This is a genomic window from Acetobacter estunensis, from assembly GCF_011516945.1.
In the GTDB taxonomy this organism is placed as follows: Bacteria; Pseudomonadota; Alphaproteobacteria; order Acetobacterales; family Acetobacteraceae; genus Acetobacter; species Acetobacter estunensis.
Genome location: NZ_WOTH01000011.1, coordinates 51,851 through 66,753, shown reverse-complemented (window position 1 = coordinate 66,753; position 14,903 = coordinate 51,851). Strand labels below are relative to the sequence as shown.

The 14,903-nt window shown below is 62.9% G+C and carries 13 protein-coding genes, 1 pseudogene and 1 riboswitch; of the genes and pseudogenes, 5 read left to right on the top strand and 9 right to left on the bottom strand.

The annotated features are described in order from the left end of the window. Nucleotide 1 precedes the first annotated feature (1 nt). On the bottom strand, nucleotides 2-1,222 hold the full coding sequence (gene cbiE, locus GOB87_RS07430) for a precorrin-6y C5,15-methyltransferase (decarboxylating) subunit CbiE (RefSeq protein WP_166314465.1): 1,221 nt from the start codon (nucleotides 1,220-1,222) through the stop codon (nucleotides 2-4). On the opposite strand from cbiE, the gene GOB87_RS07425 reads away from it, so the two are divergent. Further along, nucleotides 1,210-1,992 carry a cobalt-precorrin-6A reductase gene (locus GOB87_RS07425; RefSeq protein ID WP_166314463.1) on the top strand — a complete coding sequence of 261 codons (783 nt, stop codon included), beginning with the start codon at nucleotides 1,210-1,212 and terminating at the stop codon, nucleotides 1,990-1,992. The genes cbiE and GOB87_RS07425 overlap by 13 nt on opposite strands. On the opposite strand, the gene cobJ is transcribed toward GOB87_RS07425, so the two are convergent. From cobJ to GOB87_RS07390, 7 genes are read right to left on the bottom strand one after another with little or no spacing between them, the layout of a single operon-like run. Then, complete coding sequence (cobJ, locus tag GOB87_RS07420) at nucleotides 1,965-2,717, bottom strand: precorrin-3B C(17)-methyltransferase (RefSeq protein ID WP_166314461.1); 753 nt, start codon at nucleotides 2,715-2,717, stop codon at nucleotides 1,965-1,967. The two genes, GOB87_RS07425 and cobJ, sit on opposite strands and share 28 nt — an antisense overlap. Further along, nucleotides 2,714-3,439, bottom strand: coding sequence for a precorrin-2 C(20)-methyltransferase (locus GOB87_RS07415; protein WP_166314459.1), 726 nt, complete (start codon nucleotides 3,437-3,439; stop codon nucleotides 2,714-2,716). Before GOB87_RS07415 ends, cobJ begins: the two co-directional genes overlap by 4 nt. After that, on the bottom strand, nucleotides 3,436-4,059 hold the full coding sequence (locus GOB87_RS07410) for a precorrin-8X methylmutase (RefSeq protein ID WP_166314457.1): 624 nt from the start codon (nucleotides 4,057-4,059) through the stop codon (nucleotides 3,436-3,438). The genes GOB87_RS07415 and GOB87_RS07410 overlap by 4 nt, the downstream gene beginning before the upstream one ends. Next, the gene (gene cobG, locus GOB87_RS07405; RefSeq protein ID WP_166314455.1) at nucleotides 4,052-5,272 is read right to left on the bottom strand and encodes a precorrin-3B synthase; all 1,221 of its coding nucleotides are present in this window, start codon (nucleotides 5,270-5,272) and stop codon (nucleotides 4,052-4,054) included. The genes GOB87_RS07410 and cobG overlap by 8 nt, the downstream gene beginning before the upstream one ends. Next, the gene (cobN, locus tag GOB87_RS07400) at nucleotides 5,269-8,622 is read right to left on the bottom strand and encodes a cobaltochelatase subunit CobN (RefSeq protein ID WP_166314453.1); all 3,354 of its coding nucleotides are present in this window, start codon (nucleotides 8,620-8,622) and stop codon (nucleotides 5,269-5,271) included. Before cobN ends, cobG begins: the two co-directional genes overlap by 4 nt. Nucleotides 8,623-8,628: 6 nt before the next feature. Then, nucleotides 8,629-9,678, bottom strand: a complete 1,050-nt coding sequence (gene cobW, locus GOB87_RS07395) for a cobalamin biosynthesis protein CobW (RefSeq protein WP_166314451.1) — start codon at nucleotides 9,676-9,678, stop codon at nucleotides 8,629-8,631. After that, nucleotides 9,675-10,082, bottom strand: coding sequence for a DUF1636 family protein (locus tag GOB87_RS07390; RefSeq protein ID WP_166314449.1), 408 nt, complete (start codon nucleotides 10,080-10,082; stop codon nucleotides 9,675-9,677). Before GOB87_RS07390 ends, cobW begins: the two co-directional genes overlap by 4 nt. A gap of 123 nt (nucleotides 10,083-10,205) precedes the next feature. After that, nucleotides 10,206-10,431: riboswitch (cobalamin riboswitch) on the bottom strand. 255 nt (nucleotides 10,432-10,686) lie between these two features. Between GOB87_RS07390 and GOB87_RS07385 the strand changes: the two genes are divergently transcribed. Together GOB87_RS07385 and GOB87_RS07380 are read left to right on the top strand one after the other, a co-directional pair. Further along, nucleotides 10,687-10,908 carry a CbtB domain-containing protein gene (locus tag GOB87_RS07385; protein ID WP_166314447.1) on the top strand — a complete coding sequence of 74 codons (222 nt, stop codon included), beginning with the start codon at nucleotides 10,687-10,689 and terminating at the stop codon, nucleotides 10,906-10,908. A 15-nt stretch (nucleotides 10,909-10,923) separates the two neighbouring features. Then, on the top strand, nucleotides 10,924-11,667 hold the full coding sequence (locus GOB87_RS07380) for a CbtA family protein (RefSeq protein WP_166314445.1): 744 nt from the start codon (nucleotides 10,924-10,926) through the stop codon (nucleotides 11,665-11,667). Nucleotides 11,668-12,235: 568 nt separating this feature from the next. On the opposite strand, the gene GOB87_RS16950 is transcribed toward GOB87_RS07380, so the two are convergent. Then, nucleotides 12,236-12,370 (bottom strand): hypothetical protein, encoded by a 135-nt coding sequence (locus GOB87_RS16950; RefSeq protein WP_277876600.1) that lies wholly within the window; start codon nucleotides 12,368-12,370, stop codon nucleotides 12,236-12,238. 154 nt (nucleotides 12,371-12,524) lie between these two features. Between GOB87_RS16950 and cysE the strand changes: the two genes are divergently transcribed. Then, nucleotides 12,525-13,286: a serine O-acetyltransferase gene (gene cysE, locus GOB87_RS07370; protein WP_206752344.1), complete on the top strand. Its 762-nt coding sequence runs from the start codon at nucleotides 12,525-12,527 to the stop codon at nucleotides 13,284-13,286. 171 nt (nucleotides 13,287-13,457) lie between these two features. Beyond that, nucleotides 13,458-14,881: pseudogene (locus GOB87_RS07365) on the top strand (OprO/OprP family phosphate-selective porin). Nucleotides 14,882-14,903: the final 22 nt, after the last annotated feature.

Sequence of the window (14,903 nt, the reverse complement as noted above, 5' to 3'; positions counted from 1 at the left end):
ATCATCCGTCCGTCTCCTTCACCACGCACCATTGGGTGACTGTCATGGCCGGGCGCATCGCCCGAAACCTTCCGACATGATCCAACCTCTCAACAGATATACGAGACAACGTGCCCCCATGCCGCTCCTGCTGCGCAATCAGCACCACTTCGCTCTCCAACGTGACGGCATTGGCCACGATCCGACCACCCGGACGCAGACAGGCCCACACACGCTCGAACAGACCGGGCGCGGTCAGGCCACCACCGACAAAAACAGCATCCGGCTCTGCCAGTCCGTCCAGCGCATCCGGCGCCCGCCCCTGCACGATATCCAGTGATGGCACGCCCAGCGAGACCGCATTGCGTGTAATACGCGCGACACGGTCAGAATTGCTTTCAATAGCAATCGCACGATTGGCCGGGTGCGCCAGCATCCATTCAATCGCCACCGATCCGGACCCGGCGCCCACGTCCCACAACACCTCACCCACACGAGGCGCAAGGGCGGACAGCGTGACGGCCCGAATATCGCGCTTGGTCAGTTGCCCATCACTCTCGAACCAATCATCCGGCAACCCCGGAGCGCGTGGAATCACACATGCGCCACGACCAGCTACCAGATCCACCGCCACGAGATTCAACGCCGCGATTGCGTCCGGAACACCTTCCCGCGCACGGCATGTACACGTCGTCTCGTCCGGACCGCCAAGCGCCTGCAACACATGCAGCCGTGATTCGCCGAAACCACGCTCCGTCAGCCATGCGGCAAGCTGCCCCGGTGTTGCGCCATCGGCTGACAGAACCAGCAGTTTTTGTCCCGGCTGCAGAGCCGGGATCAGGTTCGACAGAGGCCGCCCGCACAATGACAAGACGCGCACGTCCTGTTCGGCCCAGCCAAGACGCGCGCAGGCCAGCGCCACCGAAGACGGCACCGGCACGCATATCATCTCTCCAATCGCCACCCGGTCACTCAGAACAGACCCCACGCCAAAGCAGAACGGATCTCCTGACGCCAGCACCACGACCGACTGCCCGCGCCAATGCAGCACCTGCTCCACACCGCGGCTGAACGGATGGGGCCAGACATGCGCCTCTCCGGCGATCAGGGAGCGCGCAAGCCCGATATGACGCTCCCCGCCCATCACATACCGCGCCTGCGCCACAAGACGGCGCGCCTGAAGTGAAAGCCCCTCGACACCGTCTTCACCAATCCCGATAACGGCAAGCCATGGCGTCATCATCTCATCCCCTGCGCGTGCTGATTCTCGGCGGCACCACCGAAGCCCTCGCACTGGGACGCGCGTTGGAAAATACCTTCGATCTGCACGGCATCTTTTCCTTGGCAGGCATCACGCCCTCCCCACATCTGCCGCACATCGAAACGCGACAAGGTGGTTTTGGTGGCATCGAAGGTCTGGCCACCTATCTTCACGCACAGGGAATTGGCGCGGTGATCGACGCCACACATCCTTTTGCCGCGCAGATGAGTCGCAATGCCGTCGCCGCCTGCGCCCAGACCGGCACACCGCTCCTGCGTCTGCAACGGCCCGGCTGGCAAGCCTCGCCGGATGATAACTGGATCATTGTGCCGGACATCGACGCCGCAACGGCCGCTCTTGGCGCCACTCCACGCCGTGTGTTCCTCACCACCGGACGCAAGGATCTCGCGCCCTTCCGCGCCGCACCGCAACATCACTATCTCATCCGCAGCATTGTCGCCCCCGATCCGGCCAGCCTGCCGCCGGATCACACGATCCTGCTCCAGCGCCCCCCCTTCACGCGCGAGTCCGAAACACGCCTGATGCGAGAGCATCGTGTCGATATCCTCGTCACGAAAGACGCCGGCTCCGACGCCACCTCTCCAAAACTTGCTGCAGCACGCGATCTGGGTCTGCCCGTTGTGATGATCGCACGCCCCACCCTTCCGCCCGCGCGAACGGTCGCCACCGTTCACGAAGCGATAGACTGGCTGCACGGCCTCGCTCATGCGGGCACGCGGCGGGACGTGTAGAGCCACGCGCTTCCATCGGGTCGCGCGATGCGATGGGTTAGCGGCGTTCCGATCAGCACCAGCGTGCTCATGTCCGCATCCTCGCCTCGCGCCTGCGCCAGTGTCGTCAGCAGCAGCCGTTCATCCGCACGTCCGATGGCGCGGGCGAAGGCCACCGGCACATCTCCCGGCAATTCCGTGCGCAGCAGATCGAACGCTTCCCCCAACTGGTCGGGCCGCGCATGCGAACGCGGATTATACAGCGCAATCACAAATCCGGCCTGTGCCGCGTGACGCAGTCTCTCGCACACCACAGGCCACGGTTTGAGATTGTCGGACAGCGACATCACGCAGAAATCGCCCCCAAGAGGCGCACCGATCCGCGCGGCAGCGGCCAATACCGCCGAAACACCGGGAATGACGCGGATATCCAGCGCACGCCACTCGGGCGGCCCCTGCTTCACCGCCTCGAACACAGCGCTCGCCATACCGAACACGCCTGCATCCCCACCCGATACGACGGCCACCCGTCGGCCCGCGCAGGCCATCTCCAACGCATGACGGGCGCGATCGAGTTCAACGCGGTTGTCCGATCCGTGCCGCACAACATCTGGCCCCGCCTGTACCCGCGCGACATAGGGGCCATACCCCACCAGATCCGTCACGCCAGCCAGAGCCGTCTGTGCCTCGGGCGTAAGCTGGTCCGGATTACCCGGCCCCAACCCGATGATGAACAGCATGTTCATCGCACGTCCTTTCGACCCGGCACGAGCGCCAGCGCAAAATAAGGAGCGGCTCCTTCCTTCTCGGACAGCTTCATAACCCGCGCATCCGGCTGGGTTCCGCGCTCGACATAGATCGCTTCGTCCGCACGCCCGGCTGTGGCCAGCGCCTCCCGCAGTTTGGGAAGATTGCTACCGAGCTTCATCACCACCGCCGCATCCGCACGTTCCAGCCACGCCGCCAACTCCGGCTCCGGCATGGTGGCGGGGAGCACGCACAGCACGTCATCGCCATGCACCATCGGCTGCCCGGCCTGCGCCCAGCATCCGCCCATGCCCGTCACGCCCGGCACGACCGCGCACGGCACTTCCCGGTGCAGCCTGTCAAAAAGATACATGGCCGAGCCATAGAGAAACGGATCGCCCTCGCACAGAAGCGCCACATCCCGCCCCTCATGCAGCTCGCCGTGAATATGGGCCGCGCATTCATCATAGAACGCGCTCATGTCGGGCTGATAAGTCGGATCCTGCACCGTGCGCTCTGTGGTGAAAGGATAGGCAAAGCGCAGTTCGCGCTGGCCTTCGCTCACATGCGCCGCAGCGATGGTGCGCGCGTGCCCAGGCCGATCATGACGGCAGAAATACGCCACGACTGCCGCCTGCTCGATCACGCGCGCCGCCTTGAGCGTGAGCAGTTCCGGATCGCCCGGCCCGACGCCCACGACATGAAGCGTGGCGGGGCTCATTCCACTTCGCTCGCCAGCGCGTTCACGGCCGCCGCCGCCATAGAGCTGCCACCGAGGCGCCCCCGCACCACGATGTGCGGCAGATCCGGGCGCGTCACCAGTTCGTCCTTGGATTCCGCTGCCCCCACAAAACCCACAGGCATACCGATGATCGCCGCCGGACGGGGTGCGCCCGCGTCGATCAGTTCCAGCAGATGAAACAGTGCCGTCGGTGCGTTGCCGATGGCCACCACCGCGCCCGCCAGTTTCTCGCCCCACAGATCGAGTGCGGCGGCCGAACGTGTGTTGCCGATCTCACGGGCCAGATCGGGAGTGTGCGGATCGCGCAAGGTGCAGATAACCGCGTTGTCGACCGGGAGACGCGCGCGCGTAATGCCGTGCGCCACCATCTCGGAATCGCACAGGATCGGCGCGCCCGCCCGCAACGCCTTGCGCGCCGAGGCCACGAGATCCACCGTCATTTCCACCGATTGCGTCACATCCACCATGCCGCAAGCGTGAATAATGCGCACAACCACCTGCGCCTCCGCAGGCGAAAAGGCCGACAGATCGGCCTCTGCGCGGATGGTCGCAAACGACCGGGCATAAATCGCGGCCCCATCGCGAATGTAATCAAGCATCACGTCTCTCCCCGGTCACGTCCGGCCTCTCCTTCCACAGCCTGCGCAACAGGGCAACGATCTCCTTCCTGCCAACACCGGATCGCCATGGCATGTCTCCTGCGCGCCCATCGGGAATCACGTCATATCCCCCGCTCTGGGCGCACAGCGTTACGTCTGCTCGGTCGGGATGAGCGCATCCCTTTGGACAACCCGAAACGTGCAGCGTTCTGCCCCTTGGCACATCCATGGCCAGCGCAAGCGCGTCCTGCGCAACATCCGCCAGCGCCCGCGCGCACCCAGCCGACCCGATGCAGGCTTGCACCCGCAGCCTTGGATCGGCAGGATCATCGATCAGCATCGTGCCATCCGGCAGCGACGGCACGGCCAACACCACACTGCGCCACGGAGTCAGACGCAGTACAGCGTCATCACAGCGGGCAAGATGGTCGGCCAATGTCCGCAGGGCAGCCACATTCATGCGCCCGAACGGAACCGCCAACCCCAACGCGCCTTCGGGCAAACGGCCCACGACTGGCGGACGCCGTATCGCCTCTGCCCGCAGAGGACACGCAACCAGTCCCGCTTCCTCAAGCAGACTCAGGCCGGTTTCAGGAATCCGCGCTGGCCGGGCACGATCAGGGTGCCTGAGAGCCATCCGGGCAACCCTAACCGCCGCCCCCACAGCGTCCGTGACGCTTGCAGGCTCGGCCGTGGCGTGTCCACAGCACACCGCCCAACCATCATTGCGCGCACGCAGAACGATATCGCCCGCAAGCAGTCCTGTCGGGAAATACCCTCCACCATCCACGGCAAAACCGAATTTCCCCGGCAACGCCGCAAAATCCGCAGCTTCAGACACAGTCTTTCGCAAAGCCTGCGCACAGACCAGTGTGTCGGCAGCACATTCCGGGTCCAGCCCCGCCAACGGCGAGACAATCAACGCGGACCGACGCTCCGCCGCCTCATCCGCCAGCGTGAGTCCACTTTTGACCGCCATTTCCCGCGCCGTCCTCACGCTGGAAGGGGAAAACCCACGTAATTGCAGGTTGGCGCGGTTGGTCAGTTCGATGACACCGTTGCCGCCACTCTCCGCCATTTCCGCCACAACATGCAGTTGCGCTGCCGTCAGCCGGCCCAAAGGCGGCCGGATACGCACAAGCAGCCCATCCTGCGCTGCCATCGGTGCGAACAGGTCTGGACACCAGCCACGAACGAGAGAAGCACTCGTCATGCGTTATCATCCAGAAGCGCCTGCACGCTGTTGGAACGGGGATGCCACAAGCCGCGCCGGATCATCTCCGCCAGCCACGCCCGTATGGCGGCATGCGCCGCCGGGTTGGCATCGCGCAGGAAAGCGTCACAGGTGTCGTCGCCAAGCGTCGCCGCACACACCAGATCGAACTGCGCATCGAACCGCACGGGCATTGTCACGGCAAAGGCGCACAGAGCCTCCACTCCGCGCACGATCTCCGCTGCCCCGCGATATCCATGCCGTCGCATTCCCGCCATCCAACGCGGATTGGCCAGCCGCCCGCGCACCACACGCACCACTTCCGCCTGCGTGTCCCGCAGCTTCGGAGCGTTTGGATCGGACGTATCGCCATGCCACGAACGCGGCGTCACGCCGAGCGCCGCTGCTGCCGCCATCAACCCGCCCTCATGCGCTGCCGCATCCGGCGTTTCCAGAATGTCGGTTTCGGCATGGTCCTGCGTGTGGAGGATCACCTCCGCCTGCCCGATCTGGCGCGCAAGCCCGTCCCTCTCCCGTCGCACATCCTGCTCACGGTCATATGTCCAGTCATTGGCCGCCAGATACGCCTCTCCCAACCCGGCGCGATCCGTCCACGCCCCGCTCTGCAGCGCCTCTTCCACGCCTGCGCCGTAAGTGCCGGGAGCCGAGCCGAACACACGCGACGGCACCAACGCGCCTTCCGCAAGCGATGCGGCCAGCGGATTCCACTCCGGAGCCTCCACGCGGGCGGCAACAGCCTCCACCGCCTGCCGGAACAGGGCGATCTGCCCCGGAAACGTATCGCGGAAAAACCCTGAAATACGCAGCGTCACATCCACACGCGGACGATCCAGCACCGGCATGGGCACAACTTCGATACCGCTCACCCGCCCGCTGCCGCCGTCCCAAAGCGGCTCCACGCCCATAAGCAGCAGCGCCAGCGCCAGATCCTCTCCCCCCGTCCGCAGGCTGGCCGAACCCCACAGGTCCATGACCAGATGCCGCAACGGCTCGCCTTCTTCCTGAAGGTGGCGTGTAAGGATCTGCTCAACCTGCGTTCGCGCCAGTTCCACGGCGGACGGCGTGGGGATCGCCCTCGGATCGATTGTGAACAGGTTACGTCCCGTGGGCAGAACGTCCAGCCGCCCACGGGTGGGGGCACCCGACGGTCCCGGCTCGACAAACCGTCCATCAAGCGCGGCCAGAAACGCCCGACGTTCACGTCCGGCGCTGGCCTCAAGCCGAAGCATCACATCCCGGGGTTGCGCCCCGGACGCTGTCGCGATGGTCTGCGCCAACTGCGTGGCCTGAGGCGGGGTCTGACCGAACACATGCAGACCGTCCCTGATCTGAAGATCCTTTACATCGCACAGATAGGCGTCCAGACGCGCCAGCTCTTCCGCCTCGTCTCCTTCTCCGGCCTTCACGCCACTCTCGGCCAGCAAGCCGGTGCGTGTGGCACGATCGAGAATATCGCGCCGCAGGAGGGCCACGCGGCGCCGATCCAGCCCATCGGCCTCGGCATATTCATCGATCAGGGCTTCAAGTTCCGCCATGTCATCTGACAGACCGGCCTTCATGATCGGAGGCGTCATATGCCCGATGGTCACAGCCCCGAGCCTGCGCTTCGCCGCCGCTGCTTCTCCGGGATTATTGACAATGAACGGATAAATCACCGGCACACCGCCCACCAGCACAGAAGGCGCATCCGTATCCGCCTGCGCCACGGCCTTTCCGGGCAGCCATTCCAGCGTGCCATGCGCGCCCAGATGCACCAGCGCGTCAATCCGGCACGTCTGCCGGAGCCACAGATAAAAGGCTACATAGGCATGACAGGGCGGCACATCCGGATCGTGATACTGCGCCTTGCGCTCAGCCACGTTTCCCCGATCGGGCTGCACCGCCATGACCACATTGCCAAGCACGTGATGACGCACATGAAACGCACCGTCATGCACCGCAGCATCCTGCTCCGGCTCGCCCCATGCCCGCAGGACCGAAGCACGAAACGCTTCGGGAAGTTCCTGAAACTGTTTGCGATATGTGGAAACCGACAGGAAGGACGCGACAGTTCCTGTCGTCAGAGCGCGGACAAGCTCCTCTGCCTCATGAGCAGCCGCCTCCCCACAACTGTAGCCGCTGTCGCGCAGCATCCCGAGGATGGACGACAGGCTTGCAAAACTGTCCAGTCCAACAGCATGTGCCACCTGCGCCGACACGCCATCCGCACAGGCTCCCGGATAGTCCGAGAACACAACAGCCAGTTTCCTCTGAGCAACTGGAATATGCCCCAGTCCCGCCAGCCTGCGCACCTGCTCGCCCAGCGCCGCAATCCCCGGTGCCCACGGTTCACGCCGCGCCGGATGACCGGGGGCGGCATCCGCCTTGAAAGACACAGGAAGCGTGGTGATACGCCCGTCGAGTTCGGGCAGCACGACCTGCATCGCAAGATCCGACTGGCTCAGCCCGCGAAAGCTTTCGCGCCATGCGGCCTGCGTCGCTCCCGGCTGCACAAGCTGGAGAATGGGCACACCCGGCGCTTCCAGCGGGGACGTTTCCATTCCCTCGCCCCGCACGGCAAAAGCCGTCGCATTCAACACTACGTCCGGCGTTGTTTCCAGAAGGTGGCGCTCCACCCACGCGGCCACATCAGGCTGCTTGAGAGAGGACACGAACAGCGCCTCCACACCGATGCCTTTACGCTCCAGCGCATCCGTCACAGCATCGATCACGTCCGTATCGCCCGCCAGAAGATGTGCGCGATAAAACACAAGGCTGGCCCGCAGTGGCTGGCTCTGCATCGCCTCACGATACAGACCCGCCGGAGGCAATTCCTCCGGCTCCGCGCCGTCATCCTCTCCCAAACCGGCGCAATGCCGCATCAGCAGCAGCGCCTCACGGGCATTGCGCGGGCCGCCCTCGCGCAGAAAACCGAGCATCCGCGTGTAAGGCGCACCCGTCAGCGTGGACCAACCCACAAGCCGCGCATCCTCGCGCGTGTCCCCGGGCAGCAGCGCCAAGGCAATATCGGCCGCGCGACAGCACGCCGCCACTTCCTCCACGCCGTAACGCCAGTAATCCACCCCGCCGAGCAGCCGCACCACCACGCAACGCGCCTGCGCTATGGTCTGCTCGACATAGAGATCGATCGACATGGGGTGGCGCAACCGGCCCAGATTCACCACCCGAAGCGAGAATCCCGGATCCGGCAGACGGGTATAGGCCTGTTCCAGCGAAAGCAGATCGCTGTCCGAGAACGACAGAACGACGACATCGCTCGGCGCATGGGCGAGATCCTCGGCCACGTCCTGTTCATCAATCGACTGGCGTTCCCGGACAAGCAGATGCATGACGGATCAGCCCTCCTGCAAAGCAGCCTCGATACCCGCGCGATCCAGCCCCTTCTTGCCAATCACGACAATCCGCCCCGTGCGATCCGCGCCTGCAAGCGGCACATCGAACGCATGCCGCATCCGCGTGCCCACACCTTGGACCGCCAGACGCAGGCTCTTGCCCTTCACGGCGGCAAATCCCTTGAGACGCAGCACATCGAACTTGGCGGCCACATCCGAAAGACGCTTCACAAAAGCTTCCGCGCCGGCCTGTTCCGGCACGCTCAGGGCAAACGATTCGAAATCGTCATGCTCATGCTCGTCCGCACCGTCATGATGGGAAGGGCGCGCCGCCAGATCGTCCTCAGCCCCGGCATCGAGACCAAGCAGCACCGCTGGATCGAGCTTGCCCTCCACAGCCCGTAGCATCACCCGCTTGCGCGGCAGCAGCGACGTAATCTCGGCTTCAACTTTCTCCAGCGCGTCCTCGGACAAAAGATCGGTCTTGTTCAACACCACAAGGTCCGCCGAGAGAAGCTGGTCTTCAAACACTTCCGACAAGGGATTGTCATGATCGAGCGACGGATCCTGCGCCTGCTGGGCGGCAATCGCCTCCGGATCATCGGCAAAGCGTCCCTCAGCGACCGCCGGTGTGTCCACCAGCGTGATCACGCCATCCACCGTCATGCGCGTGCGGATGTCGGGCCACCCGAACGCCTTGAGCAGCGGCTTGGGAAGCGCCAGCCCGGACGTCTCGATCACGATGTGTTCGGGTGGCTCGGGCCGGTCGATCAGCGTGCGCATGGTTGGCAGGAAGTCGTCCGCGACCGTGCAGCACAGGCAACCATTGGTCAGTTCCACGATGTCCTCATCCGGACATCCTTCGATCCCGCAGGATCGCAGCGTCTCACCATCGATGCCAAGCGCGCCAAACTCGTTCACCACCACGGCAATACGGCGGCCATGCGCCTGAGAGAGCAGGTTGCGTAGCAGCGTCGTCTTGCCCGCCCCCAGAAACCCGGTGATGACGGTAACGGGGATTTTCCGCACGGGTGCGGTCGCAGCAATGGTCATGACAGTTCCTCAACGGCGGGCAGCAGAGCCGGAAAGCGACCCAGAATCATATCGGACAGAGATGCGGGGCGGCGAGAGGGCATGACGGTGCCGCTTTTCGAGGCCGCATAGGCCTGCGCATAGGTCAGCAGATCATCGCTCTTGTCGGAAGTGAGGTGACCCAGCAGCCACGCCCATTTCCCCGGCATGGAAATGGTCGCCGTGCATCCGTTGGCGCAAGCCGCGAGGCATTTCACGGCACACACGCGCACGCCTGCGGTGCCTGCACCCTCCAGCAATCTGTCGTAGAGTTCCTGCCCCATTGGCTGGGCATCGGGGGCTGGCTTTCGGCATGTGACGCAGACATGGAGCACAGGCTGGGTGGCCTCGCTTCCTGTCGTCACGCCGGTCAATCGGTCGTTCATGGTCCTGTCCCTGCGCCCGTTCGGGCTGCTGCAAAAACAGGGTGCGATCCAGCAGAGCCTCCCACCGGGAGGAGGCACGCAAAGCGCGTGCCCACATGATCCGGGCACCCCGCCGGGCCATGACACTCTCACGTTACGATGGCAGGTCTCCTGACTTACGGCCGGAACATCCGTTCCCTCGCCCACCGCCTTCCCGGACCTTCCGTCCAGTGACGTTCCCACGCAGAGTGCGCGGAAAATGGGGCATGCAGACCGCCTACAGTTGCGGGGGCAGTGCCGGAATGAGCGCAAGGCCGCACCGGCTTCCCTTTTCAGTCCCTCTCGGGACGCCATCTGAAGGAATGTCTATCGACACCCCCAAAACCTGTCAAAGCGCGATTTCCAGCGTTTTCTGCGGCTCTGCCGCTTGCACGTGCCCACGCTTTCTAATTGACTCGCACAGCACTCAAGGGGTTTAAACACATGTCACGCAGGAGAACGGGAAGCCGGTGCAATCCCGGTGCGGTCGCGCCACTGTAACGCTGTCGTCTCTCAAGACAGTGAAGCCAGACCCCGTCTCCTTTTCTTCCACCGCGGAACGCGCATTTCCAAGCGGAGTATCATCATGAGCCAGTCACTCGCCTCTCACGCCCCCAACTCCACCACGCTGCCGGGTGCCATCCCGCTGGGCGCCGTGGCGCCGTGGGCCATCTTCGGGCTGCTTCTCAGCCTCGTGCTGATCTATTTCGTGGGGGCCGAGCAGGGCGCCACTTCCCTGATCTCTGGCCATATGGTGCATGAGTTCGTGCATGACGGTCGTCACCTGATGGGTTTCCCCTGCCACTAAGAGAGGCACCCATCCATGACTGGACGTCTCCTGGCCCGCGGTCTGATCGCGGGTCTGGTCGCGGCGTGTCTTGCGTTCCTGTTCGGTCGCCTCTTCGGTGAACCGTCAATCGCGCACGCCATTTCCTTCGAGGAAGCCCGTGATGCCCTCGCGGGCGAGCCTCCTGAACCCGAACTTGTCAGCCGCACTGTTCAGTCCACCTGGGGTCTGCTGACCGCCATCGTCATGCTTGGCGCTGCTTATGGTGGCCTGTTCTCGCTTGGCTTTTCGCTGGCCTATGGCCGCATCGCCCGACTGACACCTCGAGCGACCGCCCTGCTTGTAGCCGCCATCGGGTTTGTCGTGCTGGTGCTGGTGCCGGACCTTAAATACCCGCCCAATCCACCTGCCGTCGGCAACCCCGACACAATCGGGCTCCGCACGGAAGTCTATTTTGAGATCATCCTCATCTCAATCTGCTGCGCCGTCATCGCGTGCCTCGCTTCCCGACCACTGATCCAGAAGCTTGGAACATGGAACGGCACGATTATCGCAGGTGTGCTGTTCATCGCCTTGGTGAGCGGCATGCAGTTCACGTTGCCCGACATCAGCGAGGTGCCTGACACCTTCCCGGCGACCGTATTGTGGCGTTTCCGCGAAGCCTCCATCGGCACCCAAATGCTGCTGTGGTCGTCCATGGCCCTGATTTTCGGGCCAATGGCCGAGAAGGTTCTGTGCGCGCCACAGCGGTCCTCGTCCCACGCACGCACTCTCGGCTAAACACCCCTTACAGGCGGACAGCCGACCGATATCAATGAAGCGGGAGACCTTTAGTGAGGTCTCCCGCTTTTTGATTCTGGTGCTTATGAATCTGAAGTGCACTGCAGCATCCCATAATCACTATAATTTTTCGTATTTATTACGCCGCGTCGAATCCTGCCTCCACACCAAGCAACATCGTGTGGGCGTTGTTTTTCACACTCCACGACAATCACTCAACACATTGATTCGCAAAGATTTTAATATACAAATAAATATAGTTGTATAAAATATTTTTATATTTTCTCACACATTCTGTCGTTGTTTGTTGACGCATCCCCACGAATATGAACCTAATGTCATCCGACCCCGCAAGACGCGGTCCAGACAGGGAAGACCATGAACGCGATCCAGCACCGAATGTGTTGCCCGACCCGATGTCGGGCCTTGCACGCACCCCTCATTCACTGAATCGCCGGTAGTTCCCCTGCCGGCCAGACTTCGCAGTCAGGAAGGCAGAGACGCCATGTTTGAATCGCGCACCGTAGAGATCGACGGCACCTTCGTCGGCACCATCATTCTGGATTCGTCACGAACCCGCCCACGCTTCCATGCCATCCATGAAAGCGTCCGCTCTCTCCACAACCGTATCCTTGACGAACGGAACGAACTCCTCCGTCAGGCCGCAATCCAGTTCCGTCGCAGCGCCGCTCGTGGAGGTCATCATGCTCACACGCCAGCATGACATGCCCCCGCACGGACAAAAAGACCTCGCCTCCATGAGCGATGTCCTCGCCTTTCGTCCCACATCGAACGCCATCGTCACCGACATATCGCAAACCGATGCGTATGAACTGGCGACCTCCCTCTGGCTCGTCATGCATGAAGAGGCACGTCGCGAGACAGACCCCGTTCTGTTTCGGCTGATCCAGCGCAGCATCCTGCGCCAGCCCGACCTCGGGGCGGCTCTGGGGCATCTTCTGGCCTTCAAGTTTGGCAAAGAACTGGTATCCGCCGATGCCCTCACGCATCTGATGCAGGACTTTCTATCGGCCCGTCCCGACGCCATTGAGCGGACGGCGGCCGATCTGTGCTCCATTCGTGCGCGCGATCCCGCCGCCACAGATCACCTCACACCTTTCCTGTTCTTCAAAGGCTTTCAGGCCGTACAGGCTCACCGGCTGGCAAACTGGCTGTGGCATGACGGACGCCCGACGCTGGCCCGTCATATTCAGGGTCGGGCATCGGAACTCTTTGCCGTGGACATCCATCCGGGTGCTACAATCGGACAACGTGTAATGTTCGATCACGGCACAGGCATTGTCGTGGGCGAAACCGCCGTGATCGAGGATGACGTGGCCCTTCTCCAAAACGTCACGCTCGGCGGCACAGGAAAGGAAAGCGGAGACCGTCACCCTAAAGTCCGGCGAGGCGCTCTCATCGGCACCGGCGCGAAAGTGTTGGGCAACATCGAAATCGGTGAAGGTGCGCGCGTGGGAGCCGGCGCCATCGTCCTGAAAGATGTCGCCCCTTTTTCAACCGTCGTGGGAAATCCCGCCCGGGCCGTCGGCACACGGCATGCGACACTGCCCGCCCTGACCATGGACCAGAGCATTCCCGCACCGGATTACGTCATCTGACACAGTAAAAAACCTCTTCACCCTTTCGAGAACACAGTCCGCATCATGAACCATCCCGCCCCTTTCCCACTGTCACTGTCAACTCGTCAGGAAGACCGCCCAGTCCGTTGTTCCCGCCCTCTTTTTGCTTCCCGCGCACATCCCTTCGACCGCATGCAGCAGGTTCTTTCCATGCGATTCCCTCTCCGCCAGACTCTCGCTCTTGCCACGCCATTGATGGCTCTTGCTTTTCCGCAGCAGCTTCTAGCGCGTGCACCCGATCCGGAAGTGCTGGAACTAAGGCGCGAAATGGCCGCCATGCGACAGGAAATGATGGCCATGAAGCGTGAACTTCGTAGTCAGCATGTGGAGGTTCAGCAACAGACCGCCGCACGTCACGCACGCACATCACATGGCACACGTCTCGCCTCTGCGGGACCGGAGGAGCCGCGGCCCGTCTTCTCGCAGGCCGCCCCTCGTCCGACCGGACCACGCGCGCCCGCTGACAGTCGCATGGCCCTCTCAGAAGGCCCCGTACAATCATGGGCGGATTTCAAAGCGGCCAGCGCCAAGGATGAGACGATGCAGATCGGCGGCATCCAGATCGGCTTTCCCAAAGGACGCCCCACCATCGCTTCCGAAGACAAGGCTTATGCGTTTTCCATCGGTCTGCTCGCTCAGGAGGATTTCGGCGGCTTTCTCGGCGCCGGTCCGAAACATGGCGAAGGTGCTGGAACCTTCAACAAGTTTACCGAGAACGCGCGTCGCCTTCGTCTCTACCTGACCTGGCGCTACAAAGACTGGGTCGTGAACGTGACGCCGGATTTCGGCTCCAGTTCAGTTGACGGCACGGTGGGGCTGTTCGAAGCCAACCTGAACTACACTGGCCTGCGCAACACCACTCTCACAGTCGGCTATTTCCAGCCGCGCATGGAAGAGGAAAGTGCCGAGCGCTCGGGTGCGTTCGAGTTCCTTGAGCGCCCCACCATCGTCGATCTGGTGCGCAATATCGCAGGCGGTGTCGCCCGCTTCAGCGTCGGCGGCGAACATTGGGAAAAACGCTGGCTGGCCGCTGCCTATTTCACAGGCCAGAAATTCGGTGATCGCAACAAGGACACCACCATCACCGACAGCCAGACGGGTGGCGTCGCCCGCGTTGCCGGCCGTCCTTATCTGAGCAAGGACATCGACGTGCATGTCGGTGCGGGCGCGACCGCTGCCTTCAAGGTCAACGAAAACTCCAAAGGTCGTCAGTATACATTCAGCGACAACATGGAAATACCACTGGGCGAGACGTCCCTGCTCACCTCCGGTGCGCTCACCAATGTGTCCCAGATCTGGGCGGCTGGACCGCAACTTGCCGTGCGCTGGAAGTCAGTGGACGCTGGAGCGTGACGGATCTCTACAGTTCTGCAGGTCAGGGCGGGACCGGCATCAACGGCAATCAGCAGACCGTCTGGCAGGGTGGCTTCAACTGGTATCCCAACCAGCACATCAAGTTCATGGTGGATTACGCCCATTACATCGTCTCCCGCTCAAAAGGCGTGTCCGGCAACGTCAATCTCTTCGGACGCAGTGGCAACGCCATCGTGGCGCGCGCGCAGGCTTCATTCTGATCGCGCAGGAACAAGGACTTTC